The following is a 17,495-nucleotide window of genomic DNA, read 5'->3' as shown; positions in this document are numbered from 1 at the left end:
CGCTCAGGCGTCGGTGGCGCGCAGGATATTGACGGTGCAGGCGACGCCCGTGCCGCCGAGATTGTGGGTGAGGGCCACCTTCGCCCCCTTCACCTGGTTGGGGTGCGCCCCGCGCAGCTGGAGCACGCTCTCATAGATCTGGCCGAGGCCGGTCGCACCCACCGGATGGCCCTTGGCCAGCAACCCGCCGCTGGCATTGATGGGCCTGTCGCCGTCGACGGCGGTGCGGCCCTCGGCGGCATAGGCGGCCCCCGCTCCACGCGGCATCAGGCCGAGATCCTCGGCATCGATGATCTCCGCGATGGAGAAGCAATCGTGCAGCTCCACGCAGCTCACCTCGTCGGCGGTGATGCCGGCCTGCGCATAGGCCGCCTGTGCGGCAGCAACGGTTGCCTCGAAGGTGCAGAGGTCCGGATGGCCGGCGATGCGTGCGCTGCCCCGCGCCTGTGCCGACGCCAGCACTTGCACCGGCTGCGGGATCACATCGCGCAGGCGATCGCCGGCGACGAGCAGCACGGCAGCCGCGCCGTCGCTGGCCGGGCAGCAATCGTAAAGTCGCAACGGATCGCAGATGAGGCGGGCGTTGCCGATCTCCTGGACCGAGAGCTCCGCGCCCATCTGGGCGAGCGGGTTCCGCAGGCCGTTGCCCTTGTTCTTGCGCACGACGGCAGAGATGTCGTCCCGCGTCGCGCCGTAACGCTGCTCATAGAGGCGCCAGGCGAGGCCGAACAGGCCGGGGAACGTGAGGCCGCTTACGCCATCGCTGCGGAAATCCATGGCGCAGTTGAGCGCCGAGGTGACGGCCGCCGTGTCGGCATGGGTCATCTTCTCCGCGCCCACGGCGAGCGCCATGTCGCACATGCCGGTCGCCACCGCGAGATAGGCGTGGCGGAAGGCGATGCCGCCGGAGGCGCAGGCACCCTCCACCTTGGTGCAGGGAATCTGCGGCAGGCCGAGCCCGTCCGCCACCAGCCCCGCCAGTACCTCCTGCCCGAGCAGCGGCCCCGCGACGAAATTGCCGAGATAGAGGGCTCCGACGTCGCCACGATCGAGCCCGGATTCGCGGATCGCCGCGTCCGCCGCGCGGATGGCGAGGGCCTCGATGGACGTTTCCGGATGACGGCCGAAGGCCGAGGAGCCGATGCCGGCGACGAAGACCGGCCTCATGAGGTGGCTCCCTGGTCCTGGACACCCGCTGCGGCATCGGCCTCGGCAAGCCGGTGGCGCAGCTCCGTCTTGAGGATCTTGCCGTAGTTGTTCTTCGGCAGCGTCGCCTCGAAGCGGTAGCGCTTGGGTCGCTTGAAGCGGGCGATGTTGTCGAGGCAGAGCTGGTCAAGCTCCGCGGCATCGACCTCCGCCCCCGGGCGGACGGCGACGAACGCCACCACCTCCTCGCCCCAGTCGGGATGCGGCGCGCCGATGACGGACACCTCCAGCACGCCTTCATGGCGCAGCAGCACCTCCTCCACTTCGCGGGGATAGATGTTGCTGCCGCCGGAGATGATGAGGTCCTTGGAGCGGTCGCGCAGCGTGAGGTAGCCGCGCGCGTCGAGACTGCCGACATCGCCGGTGTAGAGCCAGCCGTCGCGCAGGGCGGCCGCCGTGCCGGCGGGGTTGTTCCAGTAGCCTTCCATCACGCAGTCGCTGCGGGTGATGACCTCGCCCACCTCGCCGGGCGGGAGATCATGCCCGTTCTCGTCGACCACCCGCACCTCCTGCCCGGAGCGCGGGAAGCCGCAGGAGCCCAGTACGGCGTCATCGGCCGGGGCACCATCGGCGCGCACATGCAGCGCCTTCGGCAGCAAGGTGATGGTCATGGGGGATTCGCCCTGGCCGAAGATCTGGCACAGCTTCGGGCCGATGACGCGCAGGGCCTGCTTCAGGTCGGCGACGTACATGGGCGCGCCGCCATAGTAGATGGTCTTCAGGTTGGACAGATCCGCGCAGAGCGTCGCCGGATGGTTCACCATGCGCGTGAGCATGGTGGGGGCTGCGAAAAGCGCGACCTTGCTGTAGCGCGCGATGGCCTCCAGCACCTCCTCCACATCGAAGCCCGACAGCACCACCTGATGCGCGCCCTTCATCAGGAAGGGCAAGGCGTAGAGACCTGCGCCGTGGGAGACCGGCGCGCATGCGATGTGGGTGTCATCGGTGTCGATGGAATCGACATCGGCATAGTAGGCGAGCGACATGGCCAGGAGGTTGCGATGGCTGAGCATCGCGCCCTTGGGCTTGCCGGTGGTGCCGGAGGTGTAGAACAGCCAGGCGCGTTCTTCCGGCGCCGCATCCTCGCAGGCGATGGGCTCGGCGGCGACAAGGCGCGCATAGGCCTCGGAGCCGGTCGTTATGACCGCGAGCTGGGCGAGGGCATCGATCTCGGCCGCGAGGGCCTCGGACAGGCCGGGCGTGGTGAAGAGCGCTTCGGCCTCCGCATCTGCCGCGATGCCGATCACCTCGCGCGGATGCAGCTTGGCGTTGACCGGCACGGCGCAAAGGCCGGCGATCCAGCAGCCGAGGAGGCATTCGAAGAAAGCGCCGGTGTTCTCCATGAACAGCACGACACGCGCGCCCGGCTTGAGATCCATCGCGCGCAAACCGCCGGCGATCCGGGCCGACCGCTCGGCGAAGGCTGCGTAGGTAAGGGTACCGTCGGCGTCGGTGATCGCGGGTTTGTCCGGCAGGCGTCGCGCGGTCTGCAGGATGAGCGTGGCGATGCTCATCGGCCCTCCCTACCATTTAGTAGTTATATTTACTGATGAGTCAGGCTAGCTGTTTTGCGAGTTTTATGCAAGCATGCGACACAGTATTTGTTCGGAGGTCGGCGCGCCGGATGCGTTCTCCGGGAAGCCGCTCCTCGTTATCGCCGAAAGCAGGACCTGCCAGTTCATGAGTGACACTCCCAGCGCGGCGACCCGCGCTCCCGCGCCGGGGCGTGCGGCCTTCGACAGAGACGAGCAGCGCCGCCGCAAGCGCGAGGCGGTGCTGAGGGTGGCGGCATCCGCCTTCAACCGCCGCGGCTTCGCCAACACGTCCATGGATGATGTGGCGTCGGTTCTCGGCGTGTCGAAGCCGACGCTCTACCAGTATTTCAAGAGCAAGCAGGAGCTGCTCTACGCCTGCCACCAGGTGGCAATGGACAATGGCGAGGCGGGCCTCGCCCTCGCCGCGGCCCATGACGGGACGGGCCTCGAAAAGCTGATCATCTACCTGCGTCGCTACATGGAAGGCATCTTCGGCGACCTTGGAAACTGCCCGGTGCTCACCGACGTGGATTCGCTGGCACCTGAAGATCGCGCGAACGTGGTGGCGCGCCGAAAGCGCATCAGCGCCGCCACGAAGGAACTGATCGCCCTTGGCGTCGGCGACGGCTCCATCGGCCCCTGCGACCCGAAGCTCGCGAGCCTGTTCGCCCTCGGCGTGGTCAACTGGATTCCAGCTTGGTACCGGGACTCCGGCCCCAACACGCCGGAGGAGATCATGGAGAGCTTCGCGGCGCTCCTGATCTCCGGCCTTGCGGCCCCGGCGTCGCCGAAGCCCCCGCGCAAGAGGTCGAAGTCACAGGCCTGATCCCCTCCCCTCGCGCCGCCGGACCGTGATCGACCCGGCGGCCGAAAGGCGCGGCTACTTCTGGGGCATCACCTTCGGCGCGGGCACCACCGTGTCGCCCTTCCAGATACCGAGGAAGATGTCGCCCTGGCCGAGGCATTCGTGATCGTTCGGCCCGAACGGCTTCGCCGGCGTGGCGGAGACCGCCTGGACGCCGTCGATGTTCTCGATGGCATCCCGCAGCTTCGCCGGGTCCGACTTGCCGACCTTGTCCACGGCGGCGAACATGATCTGGCCCGCGTCATAGCCGAGCGCGGCGACCACCGGCCAGCGATAGTCCTTGCCGTATTTCTCGGTCATGCGCTTGTTGAAGGCCTGCGCCTTGGGATCGGAGAGGTCGAGAGCCTGGCCCATGGCGGTGCCCTGGATCGCTTCGACGCCGACGATATCCTTCACCTTCAGCGAGGAGAGGCCCCAGTTGCCGGCGAAGGTCGGCTTATAGTCGAGCCGTGGCAGGGGCCGATAGGGCAGCTCGAACGACTCGTGAAAGTGCAGGATGAGATCGACGCCGGCATCGCGCATCTTGATCATCTGTGGCGTCAGGTCGTTGACGCCGGGCGCTGCCGCCTCGACTGCCGCAAGCTCCACGCCGCGTGCCTTCAGGCCGGCGGTCGCCTCCTGTGCGGCGAAGTTGCCGTAGCCTGTGGTCGAGTGCAGCAGGCCGATCTTCTTGTAGTTTTTCACCGCCCAATCGAGGATCGCGTCGATCTGGTACTTTTCGATCATCGAGCAGCGGAAGATGAAGCTCGGCTTCTGGTCGATGAACTTGGTGGTGATGTCGGTCGCGGCTGACGGCCCGGCGATGAGCGGCACGCCGGCGCGCTGGAGCACGGGGGCAAAGGCCATGACATTGCCGCTCGACACCGTGCCGATGACGCCGGCGACGCCATCGTTCTGGATCAGGCGCTGGACCACCGAAACGGCGCGTTGGGGATTGGCCTCGTCGTCATAGACCACAAGCTCGATGGGCGTCTTGCCCCCCTTCGCCTTGTAGTCTTCCAGCGCCAGCTTGACGCCTTGCAGGTAGCTTTCGCCGAAGTCGACGATGGCCGGCGGTCCGCTCAGGCCTTCCACCACACCGATCTTGACCGGCGTCTGGGCCCGCGCGGCGCCAACGGGCGCGAGCAACAGCGCCATGGCGGCGCCCGCGAGCAGCGCGCCTCCTCCTGATCCCGTCCGAACCATACCCGCTCCTCCCCATCAAAACTCATCGGTTCCGCAGTTCAAGGCGACTGCAAAACTCGTGAGTAAGTTTTATATCTTTTTAGTAGGGGTATCGGATCAAACTGCGCACCGCAAGGGGGAAGTGCCCCCGAACGCAAACCGGCCGGAGCTCGGTGCGGTCCGGCCGGCACGTCGCAGTGTCGATCTCGCTGGCGCTGGTTTCCTGTCCAAGGGGCGCGCTTCGGCTGGACACCGGCGGAGGGTGCGGTGCGAGCCGATGGCGCTCCCGCCGATCACGTCAGGGCGCTTGAACCTGAGATCGGCCGCTGGCCGAATTTGGCTTCACGGGAGGGGGAGAACGGCCGGCCCTACCGCATTCTGCCGCCCTATGATCTAGAGCTCACCGTCGCAAACCGACGGATGTCAAAAGGATTGCGTCAGCTCTACGGCCCGATAGACGGCTTGAGCCAGGGCGCCCGGTTCGTAGCAATCGTCGATCTGGGCATCGGCCGGATTTCCCCAGTCGGTGTGCCAGAGCTGGGGATCGGCCGAAGATGCAGCGTCGAGCCTGCCGACAACGACAGCATCGAAGTTCTGCACGTGATCGAAGGGATCAGCGACCGACACCTCAATCTGCGCCCCGCGCTCCAGCAGCAGTCGGCGGTTGAGAACGCGAAAGCCCGGATGAGCGTCAAACCCGATGTCCCGCGCAGGAGTGCGGAGCGTGACGGCGAGGCCTCGATCCGCCAAGAGCAGGGCCGCATCCACGGCGGCAAGGTCATCCCCGGCAACCAGCACGCGGCCCTTGATCGAGCCCGCTGTGTCGGCAAGCACGGCGTAGGCGGTCACAACCGTCTTTGACGCCGATGCCGCATCGATGCGAGCCGGCTCAAGGCGGCGCTCGCGCCAGATCAGGTCGAAACCTGCGGGGGCCACGCTGCCGGGCCGGATGTCCACGCCCCCGGCGCGGGCGCGTTCCACGACCGCACGCACGGCGACGGCATATTCCGCCTGACCCGGCACCCGGCTGCGCCACGCCTGCATGCCTCCGAGCGGCTGCGCGCCATGGGCCAGAGTGACATCGAGGCCCCGGCGCGCCGCGAGCCAGGCGGCCGTGAGGGCCGCGAAGCCGGCGCCCTGCACCAGCAGCCGCATGCTCTGTTTCTGGGCGGGCGGAGCCAGATCCCGCTCGCGGCCGACGAAGGGATTGACGGGGCAGATCATCTCCGGTCGTGCGCTGCGGCCGAGGCAGAGATTGCACGACATGCAGGCAACCGCCGCCGGCCCCGCGCCTCGGTACAAACGGTTCGGAAAATCCGGGTCGGTGATCGATCCACGCCCGATCGCCGCGAGGTCGATCTTGCCTTCCGCCAGCGCCGCTTCGGCGCGTTCCGGGCGCTTGATGCGACCGACCCCCACCACCGGAATGCCGATGGCCCGCCGCACCACGCCGGCGCGGTCCAGCCAGGGGCCTTCCGGCTCGCCGGACAACATGGTCAGTTGGTTGTAGGATTCATAGACGCCCACGGACAGGGAGATCACGTCGCACCCCAGCGCCTCCAGCTGCCGGGAGATCGCCACGACGTCCTCCGGAACGAGTCCATCCGGGACGAATTCCTCCACGCTCATGCGCACGAAGAGAAGAAAGTCGGGACTGCAACGGGCCCGAATGCCCCCGACGATGCCCGCGAGGAAGCGCAGGCGGTTCTCCGGTGAGCCGCCATAGGCATCCTCGCGCCGGTTCGAATAGGCGGAAAGGAAAGAGGCGGCCAGATAGCCATGGGCGGCGTGGATCTCAACGCCGTCAAATCCCGCCTTCCCCAGCCTCTCCGCCGCCGCCACATAGGCCTCCTGCAACGCGGGGATCTCGTCCGCCGACAGAGCGCGGGGCATTTCACGCATCAGCGGGCATGCGATTGCCGAGGGGGCGACAAGCTCCTGCCCGGTCAGACGGCTGGAGGTTTGCCGGCCGCCGTGGTTGATCTGCCCGATGGCGAGGGTCCCGTGGCCGCGGATCGCCGTGGCGAGGCGCGCGAGACCCGCGATCCGGGACTCATCCTCCGCCATGAGCATCCGGGCCATCACCCGCCCTCCCGGGTGCACACCGATATTCTCCGTCACCACGATCCCGAAGCCGCCCTCGGCGCGGGCCTCCAGATAGGCGGCAAGGCGCTCGCCCGCTGAACCGTCGGGCTCGGCGAAATGGGTCGCCATGGCCGGTACGATCAACCGGTTGCGCGCCGTTTTCGCCCTGAGCTGGAGCGGTGTGAAGAGATGGGGAAAGCTGGCGTGGGCTGGCATCGGAAAAGGACTCGCTGAAGACCGCCGGCGGCGTCGGTCGCCGGCGTCGGAACAGGACCGGCGGCGCGCCGCCACCGGTTTGAAGCACTGGTGGATGGGCCGCACCCCGCCGTTCAGATCCTCACTGGCCAGAGACCAGGGGGCAGCCCCCCTCGCTCATCGGACGAAACGCATCCTTGCCGGGAATGGTCGCGACCTGCTCCAGCAGGTCCCATTCGCCCTTCGAATCCTCCGGCTTCTTCACGCGGAACAGATAAAGATCCCGGATGACGCGCCCATCCGCCCGCACTTCGCCGTTCTTCGTCATGAAATCATTGATGGGCGTGGCCTTCATCTTTGCCATCACTGGCTTTGCACTGTCCGTTCCGGCCGCCTGGACCGCCTTGAGATAGTGCATGACGGCGCCGTACATGCTCGCCTGCATCATGGTTGGAGGCTTGCCGTGAATGGCCTGGAAACGTTTGGAAAAGGCCCGCGTCTCCGGCGTCTGGTCCCAGTAGAAGGCCTCGGTGAAGGTCAGCCCCTGGGCGGCCTTGAGGCCGAGGCTGTGCACATCGGTGAGGGTCACCAGCAGACCGACGGGCCGCTGCCGATTCGCCGCGACACCGAATTCCACAAGCTGCTTCATCGTGTTGGTCATATCGGCGCCGGCATTGGCAAGGCCGATCACCTTCGCGCCCGATGCCTGCGCCTGAAGGATGAAGGATGAGAAGTCCGTAGTATTGATGGGCGCGCGGACGCCCCCCACGACCTTTCCGCCGCTGCCCTCCACCACCCGGCGCGTGCTCTCCTCAAGCGACTGGCCAAAGGCGTAGTCCGCAGTGATGAAGAACCAGGTGTTCCCGCCATCCTTCAGGGTCGCCAGAGCCGTGGCGCGCGGAATGGCGTAATTGTCGTAAGTCCAGTGGATGCCGTTCGGCGAACAGTTCTTGCCCGTCAGCGCCGGGGTCCCCGCCGCGATGACGATGTTGATCCGATCCTTCTCGCGGGTGATGTCCTGAACCGCCAGAGCGACGGCGGAATCGCCGAGGCCGAAGATGGCGTCCACCTTCTCCTGATCGTACCAGCGACGCGCGATGGTGCTGCCGACGTCCACCTTGTGCTGGAGATCACCGGCAACCACTTCCACCGGCTTGCCGAGCACCTTGCCGCCGAAATCCTCCACCGCCATCCGGGCGGCCACCACGTCCCCCGGGCCCTGCAGGTCGGCATAAGGGCCTGAAAGACCGTCGAGCACCCCGATCTTGACGATATCGTCGGAGACCTGTGCCTGGGCGATGTCGGCCCAGGCGATAAGCGCGCCGAGGGTCAACAGCGTGAATCCTATGGGATGCTTGCTCCTGGACATGGCGTTTCCTCCACCGTTGTTTTCTTTTCGTTTTTCTCGGGCACGGGCGACTGCGCGCCCTTCAACCCTTTGCGCCGTCACCCGAGATCGGGAAACGGCTTCGTCTCTTCAGGATCGCGGTAGGCTTCCACGAGCGGCAGCGGCAACGCGGCGATCGTTCCGGCCTTGCTCGCAATGCGGCGGCGAAAGAGGTCGCGGGCGGCGACATGGGGGTCCGACATGGCTTCCTCGATGGAGGCGACGAGCGACACGCAGGCGTCCTTGCCGGCGAATGCGGCCATGAGGTCGCCCGAGAGGCGCGCCGCCACGGCCGTCGCCACGTCGGCCTTGCTCGCGTTCTCGCTCAGGCCGAGCACCGCGCAGAAGGTCCGCCAGAACTGATCCTCCAGGGGAGCCGCCGCCAGGTGCCGGCCATCAGCGGTTCGATAGATGGCATAGCGGGGCGAGCCGCCGGTGATGAGTTCGCCATTGGGCGACGGCCATCGGCCAGCCACGGCGCCGGCGAGCGCCCAGTAGAGGAACGGGAACAGATTGTCCGTCATCGCGATGTCGAGATGGCGCCCGCGCCCGGTCCGGCTGCGTTCGATCACGGCCATCAGAATGTTGATGATGGCGGGATAGGTTCCCCCGCCGATATCGGCCAGCGGGATCGGCAGAAGCGACGGGGTGCCGTCGCTGTCGGACACCAGCGAGAGGAGCCCTGCGTCGGCGCCGTAGTTCATGTCGTGCGCGGCGACATACGCCTTCGGCCCATCCTGTCCGTAGCCCGTGATGGAGCAGTAGATGAGACGCGGATTTTCCGCCGAAAGCGCTTCGTAGGAGAGGCCGAGCCGCGCCATGACGCCAGGGCGGAACTGCTCGACGAGGATGTCCGCGCCGCGCGCAAGCTCCTTTGCCTGCGTAAGGCCGTCCGGGGACTTCAGGTCCATCGCCACGCTGGCCTTGCCGCGATTGAGCAGCGCGAATATGGCGCCGTCCGGCCCGACGCGCGGCTCGTAGCCGCGCATCTCGTCGCCCTTGCCCGGACGCTCGATCTTGACCACGTCCGCGCCGGCCTCTGCCAGCATCAGCGTGGCGAACGGGCCGGGCAGAAGGGTCGAGAAATCGACCACCTTCAGTCCACGCAGGGGCAAAGCTCCCCCCTCCGGGCGCGACGCCTCCTGCCCCTCGCGAGCATCCATCCTGGAGATCCTCCTCATTCGCCGTGCGTTGCCGCGCGCGGCTCAGACCATGACGAAGCCGCCATTCACCCCCAGCACCTGACCGGTGATGTAGGCGGCGCGGGCAGAGGCCAGAAAGGCGACCGCGTCAGCCGCGTCCTCCGGCCGGGTCAGGCGGCCCAGGCCTTCGCCGATGGGGTAGTTGCGCAGCACCTTGCGCAGGGTTTCATCGCTCTCCACCGTCGCCGTCAGCTTCTGGAAGCCGGCGATGGGATTTTCGTGGGCGACCGCCGACAGGGACACGGCATTGACCGTGATGCCGTGCGGCCCCAGCTCCTTGGCGATGGCGCGGGAGAAACCGATGATGGCGGCCTTCGCCCCCGAATAGACCGCCATGCGCGGTTCGCCGACACGGCCAGCGTCCGACACCATCGACACGATCTTGCCGGTGCGCCGCTCCACCATGGAATCCGCCACGGCGGCCACGCAGTTCATGACCCCGTAATAGTTGAGATCGACGATCTTCTTCCAGAAATGCGGCGCCATCTCCCGGAAGGTCGGCATGCCGATCTCTCCGGTGCGCCGCTCCGGCACCACGCCGGCATTGTTGACGAGAATGTCCACCGGACCGAGCGCTTCTGCGATCCCGGCCACGCCCGCACGGGCAGCGTCAAGGTCGATGATGTCGAACGGCACCGCCAGCGCCGTGCCGCCGGCCTCGGCGATCTCGGCCGCGACCGCCGCACAGCGTTCCGGCAGGATGTCGTTGACCGCGACCCGCGCGCCTTCGGCCGCGAGGCGCTTGCAGATGGCGCGCCCGACTCCCATGCCACCGCCGGTGACGAGGGCCACCTTCCCTTCGAGTTCGAGTTCCATCGCGTCATCCCACCAGAATATGAACCGAAGTGGCGCCCGCCTCGATCTGGGTGACGCCTCCGCCGACCGTGTGCGCGAGACCCACCCGCGCGCCCGGCACCTGCCGCTCGCCGGCTTCTCCGCGCAGTTGCCAGAACATTTCCGCGATCTGCGCGACCCCGGTCGCGCCCAGGGGATGACCGCGGGCGAGCAGGCCGCCCGAGGGCGACACCGCGACGCGCCCGCCGATGTCGAACCATCCTTCGTCGACGCCGCGCCCTCCCTCCCCCGGTGCGCAGAAGCCGAGGTCCTCGTAGTGCACCAGCTCGGCGATGGTGAAGGGATCATGCAGCTCGCACAGGTCCACGTCCTCCGGACCGATCCCGGCGACCTCATAGGCCCGGCGGGCCGCGCGGATGGTCATCTCGGAATGGTCGTCCGCCATGCCGGCGCCGTTGCGGATGCCGGACGCGAGAATGGCGGCGCGAACTTCCACCGGCCGCGCGGTGTAGCGCCGCGCCACCCGATCGGACGCGAGGATGACCGCGGCGGCGCCATCCGACACCGGGCAGCAGGACAGGCGGGTCAAGGGCTCGGCGATCATGGGCGCGGCGAGCACGTCCTCGACCGTGATCTCGTCGCGCCACGGGGAATAGGGATTGCGCACCCCACCGCGCCGGTTCTTCACCGCGATGCGGGCCAGCTGATCCAGCGTGGTGCCATAGCGGTCCATGTGCTTGCGCGCCATCATGGAGAAGACGGAGGGCATGACCCGGCCCATGCTGCTTTCGAGATCATCGGCGACGAGCGGGGTGAAGCCCCCCTTGGCCGAGGCGAGCTTTTCCGCACCGATGGCAATGCCGATATCCGCCTGACCGGCCTTGATGGCGTTGACGACGCCCCAGACCGCCGATGCACCGCTCGCGCAGGCGTTCTCGCAATTCACCACCGGCATGCCGGTCATGCCGATCTTCAGCAGCACCTTCTGGGCGAAACACTGCCCCTGATAGGCGTGGCCGGCATAGGCGAGCTCGATATCCTCCGGGCGCACGCCCGAACTCTCGATGGCCGCCCAGGCGGCCTGCCGCGCCAGTTCGTGAACCTCGACCGTGGGATGCGGCTTGAACTGCGTCATCCCGGCGCCAATCACATGGACCGCACTCATAGGTTCTCATCCTTGATCGGGCGGAATTTCGGTCCGAGAACTCGCGTGCCGTCGGGATCGGTGCGAATGGTGCCGATGACGAGATCCAGCCGCTGGCCGATGTGCAGGTCGGTTCCGGCCCAGTCGGTGATCTGGGCCGTCAATGTCGGGCCCGCGTCCAGCTCCACGATCCCCAGAACGAGAGGAGAGTCGTAGCCGGGCATGCCGCGGTGGATGCGGGTGAAGTTGAGGAGCCGCCCGGCCCCCTCCAGCTCGCAGGTTTCCATGGTCCCGGCCCGATGGGTCACCGGGTTCATCACCTGCACCGGGTAGAACAGCTCCCCCGTCTCGCGGCAGCGGCTGCCGAGAAGGCGCGGCGGCGGGCCGGCGACGAACAGGTCGTCCCTGAGATTGCGCGTGGCCGTCATGAATGCATGTATCCGTCGTCTACGGAGATGATGGCGCCGTTGATGACGGCGCCGGCTTCGGGCGAGGCGAGCAGCAGCAGGGTTCCGTCGAGATCATGCGGCTGCGCGATCCGGCGCTTCGGCAGGGCCGCCGTGATCTTCTGCCCAGCCTCGGAACCGAAGAACGCGGCATTGAGGTCGGTGGCGACATAGCCAGGGCAGATGGCATTGACGGAGATGCCGTGCCGCGCCCATTCGATGGCCAGCGCCCGCGTCATCTGCACCACCGCCGCCTTGGACATGCCGTAGACGCCGAGTTGCGGCATGGGCACGAGCCCCGCCACGGACGCGATGTTGACGATGCGGCCGGCAATGCCCCGCTCGATCATCCGCTGGCCGCAGACCTGGGCCACGAAGAAGGCGCCGCGGACGTTGGTGGAGAACACCCGATCGAATTCCGCCTCGGTGGTGGAAAGCGCCTTGGCCTGTACCGCGATGCCCGCATTGTTGACGAGGATATGGATCGGCCCCAGCGACGCCTCCACCTCGGCGACGCCGGCCTTGATGGCATCGACGGACGCCACGTCCATGGCGACCGGCACGACGGTGCAGCCCAGCACGTCCGCTTCGCGCGCGAGATCCTCGAGGAGGCTGGTGCGCCGAGCCGCGGCGGCGACGCGCGCGCCCTTGCGCGCCAGCATCAGCGCGAAATGCCGTCCGAGCCCGGAGGATGCCCCTGTGACAAGAACCGTCTTGCCCGCCAGCTCCCGCGCGTCGCTCATGCCGCATTCTCCCGAGCCTGCTGCCTCAGCAGGAATTTCTGAACCTTTCCCGTCGCCGTTTTGGGGATCGGCCCGAACGCGAAGCCGCAGGGAACCTTGAAGCTGGCGAGCCGCGCCCGGCAGTGCGCCTCAAGTTCCGCAGCATCGAGCGCCACACCGTCCCGGATCTCCACGAATGCGAACGGACTTTCGCCCCACCGCGCGCTCGAAACCCCGACAACGGCAGCGCTGAGCACATGGGGATGGGCGCAGATGGCATTCTCGATCTCGATGGACGAGATGTTCTCGCCGCCCGAGATGATGATGTCCTTGGACCGGTCCTTCAGCTCCATCGAACCATCCGGGTGCCAGACCGCGAGGTCGCCGGAATGGAAGTAGCCGCTGGCGAAGGCCTCGCGGGTCGCTTCCGGATTTTTGAGATAGCCGCGCATCACCACATTGCCGCGGAACATCACCTCGCCCAGCGTGGTGCCATCGCGCGGAACCGGCTCCAGGGTCAGCGGATCGGCCACGATGGCGCCGTCCAGAACAAGGTTGGGAATGCCCTGTCGCACCTTCAATGCCGCCCGCTCGGCAGGCGCCATGGCAGCCCATTCCTCCTGCGGCTCGCGGAAAATGGCTGGTCCCCACACTTCGGACAGGCCGTAGCCTTGATCGAGATCGATCCCCATCTGCTCCAAAGCGAGGAACTGCGCCGCGGTCGGTGGAGCGCCCGCCGTGAGCATGCGCACCTTGTGCGACAGGACGGGCCGTTCCGCCGCCGGAACCTGGGCGATCATCTGCGCGATGACCGGCGCGCCGAAGACATGGGTGGCACCGTGGCGGGCGATCAGTCCGAGGATCGCGCCGCCGGAGGGTTTGCGAACCAGAATGTTGGTGGCGCCCACCCCAGCCATGGGCCACAGATAGCACCAGCCGTTTGCGTGGAAGATGGGGACCACCCAGACCAGCCGGGGACGCCCGCTGACGCCGAGGGCGAGCATGTTGCCGAGGGATTCGACGAAGGCATTGCGGTGGTCATAGACCACGCCCTTCGGCTTTCCGGTGGTGCCGGACGTATAGCCGAGCGTGATGGGTTGCAGCTCGCTCGACGGCTGGGCCGAGCGGAAGGCGGGGTCGCCCTCCGCCAGCAAGTCCTCGTACTCGATCGAGCCGATCCGCGCGCCTCCGGGACCGCCGGGGTCGGCGATGTCGACGACCAGAGGCGGGTGCGCGAGCGTGGCGAGGGCCTGTCGGGCAAGCTCGGAGAATTCGGTATCGACAAGAAGCACCTTGGCTTCGCAATGGGCGAGGATGTAGGCGACGGTCTCGGGCTCGAGGCGCGTGTTGACGGCATTGAGCACGGCCCCCGTCATGGGCACGCCGAAGTGCGCCTCGTAGATGGCCAAGCCGTTGGGCGCCAGTACCGACACCGTGTCGCCGGGACCGACGCCGCGTCGCGCCAGCGCCGAGGCCAGCCGCCGGCATCGCGCGGCGGTCTCCCGCCACGTCAGCGCGATTTCGCCGCTGACAACGCTGGTTCGGTCGGCGAAATACTGCTCCGCCCGATCGAGGAAGCGCAGGGGCGTGAGCGGCGCATGGCATACCCGGTCCAGGGGCAGGTCGTCGTAGATGCTCATTCCCCGGCCTCCCGCAATAGGGAGGCATGGGAGGGTTCAGCCTTGTCCGCCTTCTGGCGCGCCACGACCGCCAGACGCGGCGGGGCGTACTGCGCCTGCCCGTACACCTCGAACAGCGCCCGCGTCACGTCGTAGTGGTCGGCGAGCCCGGAGCCGAGGAGCGGCGCGAGCAGGCCCTGCCGATATCCAAGCCCCAGCTTGAGGCACAGATCCATGTCCTCGGCCGTCGCAAGGCCGTCGTCGAGGGCCGTGAGGGCGAGGTTGAACTGCGGTCGCAGGAGGCGGTCGACGATGCGGCCGGCGCGGTCCGCGCACCGGCTGACGGTGAAGCCCGCCGCTTCGAAGACGGCCTGGGCGGCATCGAGCGCATCCGGGCGCGTGGTGCGGCCGGCCACCAGTTCGATCAGATCCGATGGAGGATTGGCGCCGAGCCGCCAGCGCGCGAAGCCGACCAGGTTCGACGACGCCGGCGGATCCTCCTCGCGCTCATAGGCCGCCAGGCATTCCGTACCAAGCTCCACCAGCACCGCCGTCCGCTCCGGCGCGCTGCAGCGCGCGGCTGTCGCGGGGCCGAGCAGCACAAGCACCGCACCTTCGGCAGTGGCACCATCGATGAAAGCGTGTGCGCCCGGAAATGCGCGACTTTCGCCTGTCCGCGCGATCGAATAGCTCAGGTCCGGCATCATACCTCCCCACGTTCGCGGCTGCCCATCCGGCGCCAGCGCTTGGTTTTTCTCGTCTTAGGCGCCGAACAGGGCGTCGGAACCGTAATCAAAGAACCCACGCCGGGTTTTGCGGCCGAGCTGCCCGGCCGCCACCATCCGGCGCAGCAGCGGAGGGGGGAACGTCCGCGGATTGTTGGTGACCGAGAAGAACGCCTCCGAGGCGCGCAGCTGCGTGTCCAGCCCGATGAGATCGATCAGCTCGCACGGCCCCATGGCGAAGCCCATGGCCGCCTTCACCGCCTTGTCGATGTCGGCGGGCTCGGCGACCCCGGCCTCCACCATGCGGATCACGTCGTTGTGGTAGGGCACGCAAAAGAAATTGAGCACGAAGCCCGGCCGGTCCTTGGTCTCGACAGGATGCTGGCCGGTGGCACGCTGGAAGGCCCAGGCTTGATCCCAGCTCGCCGCCGAGGTCTGGATCGCCGTTGACATCTCCACCAGCCGCATCAGCTGCGCCGGGAGGCAATAGTGCGCTCCGACCACCCGATCCGGCCGCCCCGAACCCGCCGCGAGTTCGGTGATGGAAAGCGTCGAGGTGTTGGTGAGAAAAAGGGTGTCATCCCGGCACACCGCATTCAGGGTCGAGAGCAGCCGCTGCTTGGCTGCCAGTTCCTCGTAGATCGCCTCGACGACCACGTCCGCCTCGGCGAGGGCTGAGACGTCCTTGACGTAGGACAGGCGCGCGGTCGCCGCGGCCGCGGCCGCGGCATCGAGCTTGCCCTTGCGCACCGAGCTTTCGAAAAACGCCTCCACCTGCCGCTTTGCGCGGTCGAGGGCATCGGGGCTCTCGTCGAACACGAAGGTGTTCAGCCCCGAGCGCGCAATGGTGATCGCGATGCCGGCGCCCATCGTTCCCGCACCGGCGACCGCGGCGGCGCTCCACTCCCAGGCCATCTGCAACTGCCTTTTTTGAATTTATATTCAGTTTTTATCGCGCCCCTCCGATCTTCGTCAAGACCTGAAGGCAGGCTTCCGTCCAAACCGGGCATTTCGCAGATCGGCGTTATCGTGCGCCGTAGCCTTTGCGAATGCGTGATCTGGCGCATCACCGGGCCGGCCTCGCAAAGGCAGGCGCGCGTGTTCCGCTATTGACAGCGCCAAGCGCCTTCAGTCAAAAATGATTGAACAAGTAATTATTTTATGACGGACGCTCCATGCTGCCGCTGCATCGCCTTCCCCCAGCACCTGACGCACCGCCCTGCACGCTGCTCGCCGGCGTCAGAGTGCTTGACCTCACCACCTCCATCGCCGCCCCCTATGCCACCATGCTGCTCGCCGACCTCGGCGCGGAGATCACGAAGATCGAGCGACCGGGGCGCGGCGACGACTCCCGGGCGTGGGGACCGCCTTTCCTCGACGGCGAGTCGCTCTGGTACCTGAGCGTGAACCGCAACAAGGCGAGCGTGACGCTGGACTATGCCCAGCCGGAGGGCCTCGCGGTGCTGCACCGCCTCGTGGCGGTCAGCGACGTGGTGGTGCTCAACCTCGTTCCGCGGGTTCAGAAAAAGCTGAAAGTGGACCGGGAGACGCTGCGCGCCCTCAACCCGAACCTCGTGTTCGTCTCCATCACCGGCTTTGGCCTCGATGGCGTGCGGGCCGACAAGACCTCCTACGATATCGTGGCGGAGGGCTTCAGCGGGGTCATGGACCTCACGGGCGAGCCGGACAGCCCGCCGCAGAAGGTGGGCACCCCTGCAGCCGATCTTCTCTCGGGCATGGATGCCGTCATCGGCACCCTCGCCGCCCTGTACGACCGCGCGAAGAACGCACGGGGCCACACCATCGACGTCTCCATGTTCGAGAGCATGAGCCGCTTTCTCACCCCACGTGTGGTCACCTATCTCGGCTCCGGCGAGGTGCCCCGCCGCTCCGGCGGCAAGGACAGCGTCATCGCCATCTACCAGGCGTTCGACACGGCCGACGATCCGATCACCCTCGGCCTCGGCAATGACGGCTTGTGGCGCCGCTTCTGGGAGGCGATCGGCGACCCGGCCTTCGGCGCCTATCCGCGTTTCGGGAGCAACGCCGACCGCCATGCGTCGCGGGCGGAGATCGTGGCGCAGATCCAGGCGCGCCTTCTCACGAAGCCACGCGCCCACTGGCTGGACCTCTTCGATGCCGCCGGCATCCCCTGCGGCCCCATCAACCGGATCGACCAGATGGTGGAGGACCCGGAACTTCAGGCTCGCGGCTTCCTCTACCGGATGGAGGACAACGGCCGCACCATTCCCCAGGTCGGGCTCGGCATCGGCATCGATGGGTCCACCTGCGGGCCACGCCGCGCCCCGCCGGTGCTGGGCGCCGATACGCGCGACGTGCTCGCCGGCTGGATCGGACTCGATGCCACAGAAATCGATCGCCTGAGTCGCCAAGGAGTGATCTGA

General features: G+C 67.4%; 15 protein-coding genes. 2 read left to right on the top strand and 13 right to left on the bottom strand.

Annotation, left to right across the window (positions count from 1 at the left end; all coding sequences use genetic code 11):
* Window positions 1-3: 3 nt before the first annotated feature.
* On the bottom strand, window positions 4-1,167 hold the full coding sequence (locus A37E_RS0115085) for a beta-ketoacyl synthase N-terminal-like domain-containing protein (RefSeq protein WP_029557364.1): 1,164 nt from the start codon (window positions 1,165-1,167) through the stop codon (window positions 4-6).
* Window positions 1,164-2,720 (bottom strand): long-chain fatty acid--CoA ligase, encoded by a 1,557-nt coding sequence (locus tag A37E_RS0115080; protein WP_051679059.1) that lies wholly within the window; start codon window positions 2,718-2,720, stop codon window positions 1,164-1,166. Before A37E_RS0115080 ends, A37E_RS0115085 begins: the two co-directional genes overlap by 4 nt.
* Window positions 2,721-2,886: 166 nt before the next feature.
* Between A37E_RS0115080 and A37E_RS0115075 the strand changes: the two genes are divergently transcribed.
* A complete protein-coding gene (locus tag A37E_RS0115075) occupies window positions 2,887-3,567 on the top strand; it encodes a TetR/AcrR family transcriptional regulator (RefSeq protein ID WP_051679058.1) in 681 nt (226 codons plus the stop codon).
* Window positions 3,568-3,621: 54 nt separating this feature from the next.
* On the opposite strand, the gene A37E_RS0115070 is transcribed toward A37E_RS0115075, so the two are convergent.
* The 11 genes from A37E_RS0115070 to A37E_RS0115020 form a co-directional block, all read right to left on the bottom strand.
* The gene (locus A37E_RS0115070) at window positions 3,622-4,791 is read right to left on the bottom strand and encodes an ABC transporter substrate-binding protein (RefSeq protein WP_081837607.1); all 1,170 of its coding nucleotides are present in this window, start codon (window positions 4,789-4,791) and stop codon (window positions 3,622-3,624) included.
* Window positions 4,792-5,193: 402 nt separating this feature from the next.
* Window positions 5,194-7,071: an NADH:flavin oxidoreductase gene (locus A37E_RS26010; RefSeq protein ID WP_081837606.1), complete on the bottom strand. Its 1,878-nt coding sequence runs from the start codon at window positions 7,069-7,071 to the stop codon at window positions 5,194-5,196.
* Window positions 7,072-7,192: 121 nt separating this feature from the next.
* Entirely contained in the window at window positions 7,193-8,419 is a 1,227-nt protein-coding gene (locus A37E_RS0115060) for an ABC transporter substrate-binding protein (protein WP_051679056.1), read from the bottom strand.
* Window positions 8,420-8,496: 77 nt separating this feature from the next.
* A complete protein-coding gene (locus tag A37E_RS0115055) occupies window positions 8,497-9,600 on the bottom strand; it encodes a CaiB/BaiF CoA-transferase family protein (RefSeq protein WP_051679055.1) in 1,104 nt (367 codons plus the stop codon).
* Window positions 9,601-9,642: 42 nt separating this feature from the next.
* Window positions 9,643-10,455, bottom strand: coding sequence for an SDR family NAD(P)-dependent oxidoreductase (locus tag A37E_RS0115050; RefSeq protein ID WP_029557357.1), 813 nt, complete (start codon window positions 10,453-10,455; stop codon window positions 9,643-9,645).
* Between the two features lie 4 nt (window positions 10,456-10,459).
* Window positions 10,460-11,599, bottom strand: coding sequence for a thiolase family protein (locus A37E_RS0115045; protein WP_029557356.1), 1,140 nt, complete (start codon window positions 11,597-11,599; stop codon window positions 10,460-10,462).
* A complete protein-coding gene (locus tag A37E_RS0115040) occupies window positions 11,596-12,006 on the bottom strand; it encodes an OB-fold domain-containing protein (RefSeq protein ID WP_029557355.1) in 411 nt (136 codons plus the stop codon). The genes A37E_RS0115045 and A37E_RS0115040 overlap by 4 nt, the downstream gene beginning before the upstream one ends.
* On the bottom strand, window positions 12,003-12,767 hold the full coding sequence (locus A37E_RS0115035) for an SDR family NAD(P)-dependent oxidoreductase (RefSeq protein ID WP_029557354.1): 765 nt from the start codon (window positions 12,765-12,767) through the stop codon (window positions 12,003-12,005). The genes A37E_RS0115040 and A37E_RS0115035 overlap by 4 nt, the downstream gene beginning before the upstream one ends.
* Window positions 12,764-14,386 carry an AMP-binding protein gene (locus tag A37E_RS0115030; RefSeq protein ID WP_029557353.1) on the bottom strand — a complete coding sequence of 541 codons (1,623 nt, stop codon included), beginning with the start codon at window positions 14,384-14,386 and terminating at the stop codon, window positions 12,764-12,766. The genes A37E_RS0115035 and A37E_RS0115030 overlap by 4 nt, the downstream gene beginning before the upstream one ends.
* Window positions 14,383-15,069 carry a 3-hydroxyacyl-CoA dehydrogenase family protein gene (locus A37E_RS0115025; protein WP_051679436.1) on the bottom strand — a complete coding sequence of 229 codons (687 nt, stop codon included), beginning with the start codon at window positions 15,067-15,069 and terminating at the stop codon, window positions 14,383-14,385. Before A37E_RS0115025 ends, A37E_RS0115030 begins: the two co-directional genes overlap by 4 nt.
* Before the next feature lie 57 nt (window positions 15,070-15,126).
* Window positions 15,127-16,005 carry a 3-hydroxyacyl-CoA dehydrogenase family protein gene (locus A37E_RS0115020; protein WP_029557351.1) on the bottom strand — a complete coding sequence of 293 codons (879 nt, stop codon included), beginning with the start codon at window positions 16,003-16,005 and terminating at the stop codon, window positions 15,127-15,129.
* A gap of 263 nt (window positions 16,006-16,268) precedes the next feature.
* On the opposite strand from A37E_RS0115020, the gene A37E_RS0115015 reads away from it, so the two are divergent.
* A complete protein-coding gene (locus A37E_RS0115015; RefSeq protein WP_348550897.1) occupies window positions 16,269-17,495 on the top strand; it encodes a CoA transferase in 1,227 nt (408 codons plus the stop codon).

The organism is Xanthobacter sp. 91, from assembly GCF_000702385.1.
Taxonomy (GTDB): domain Bacteria; phylum Pseudomonadota; class Alphaproteobacteria; order Rhizobiales; family Xanthobacteraceae; genus Xanthobacter; species Xanthobacter aminoxidans.
The sequence above is the reverse complement of the archived record's forward strand: the minus strand, read 5'-3'. Positions and strand labels throughout refer to the sequence as shown.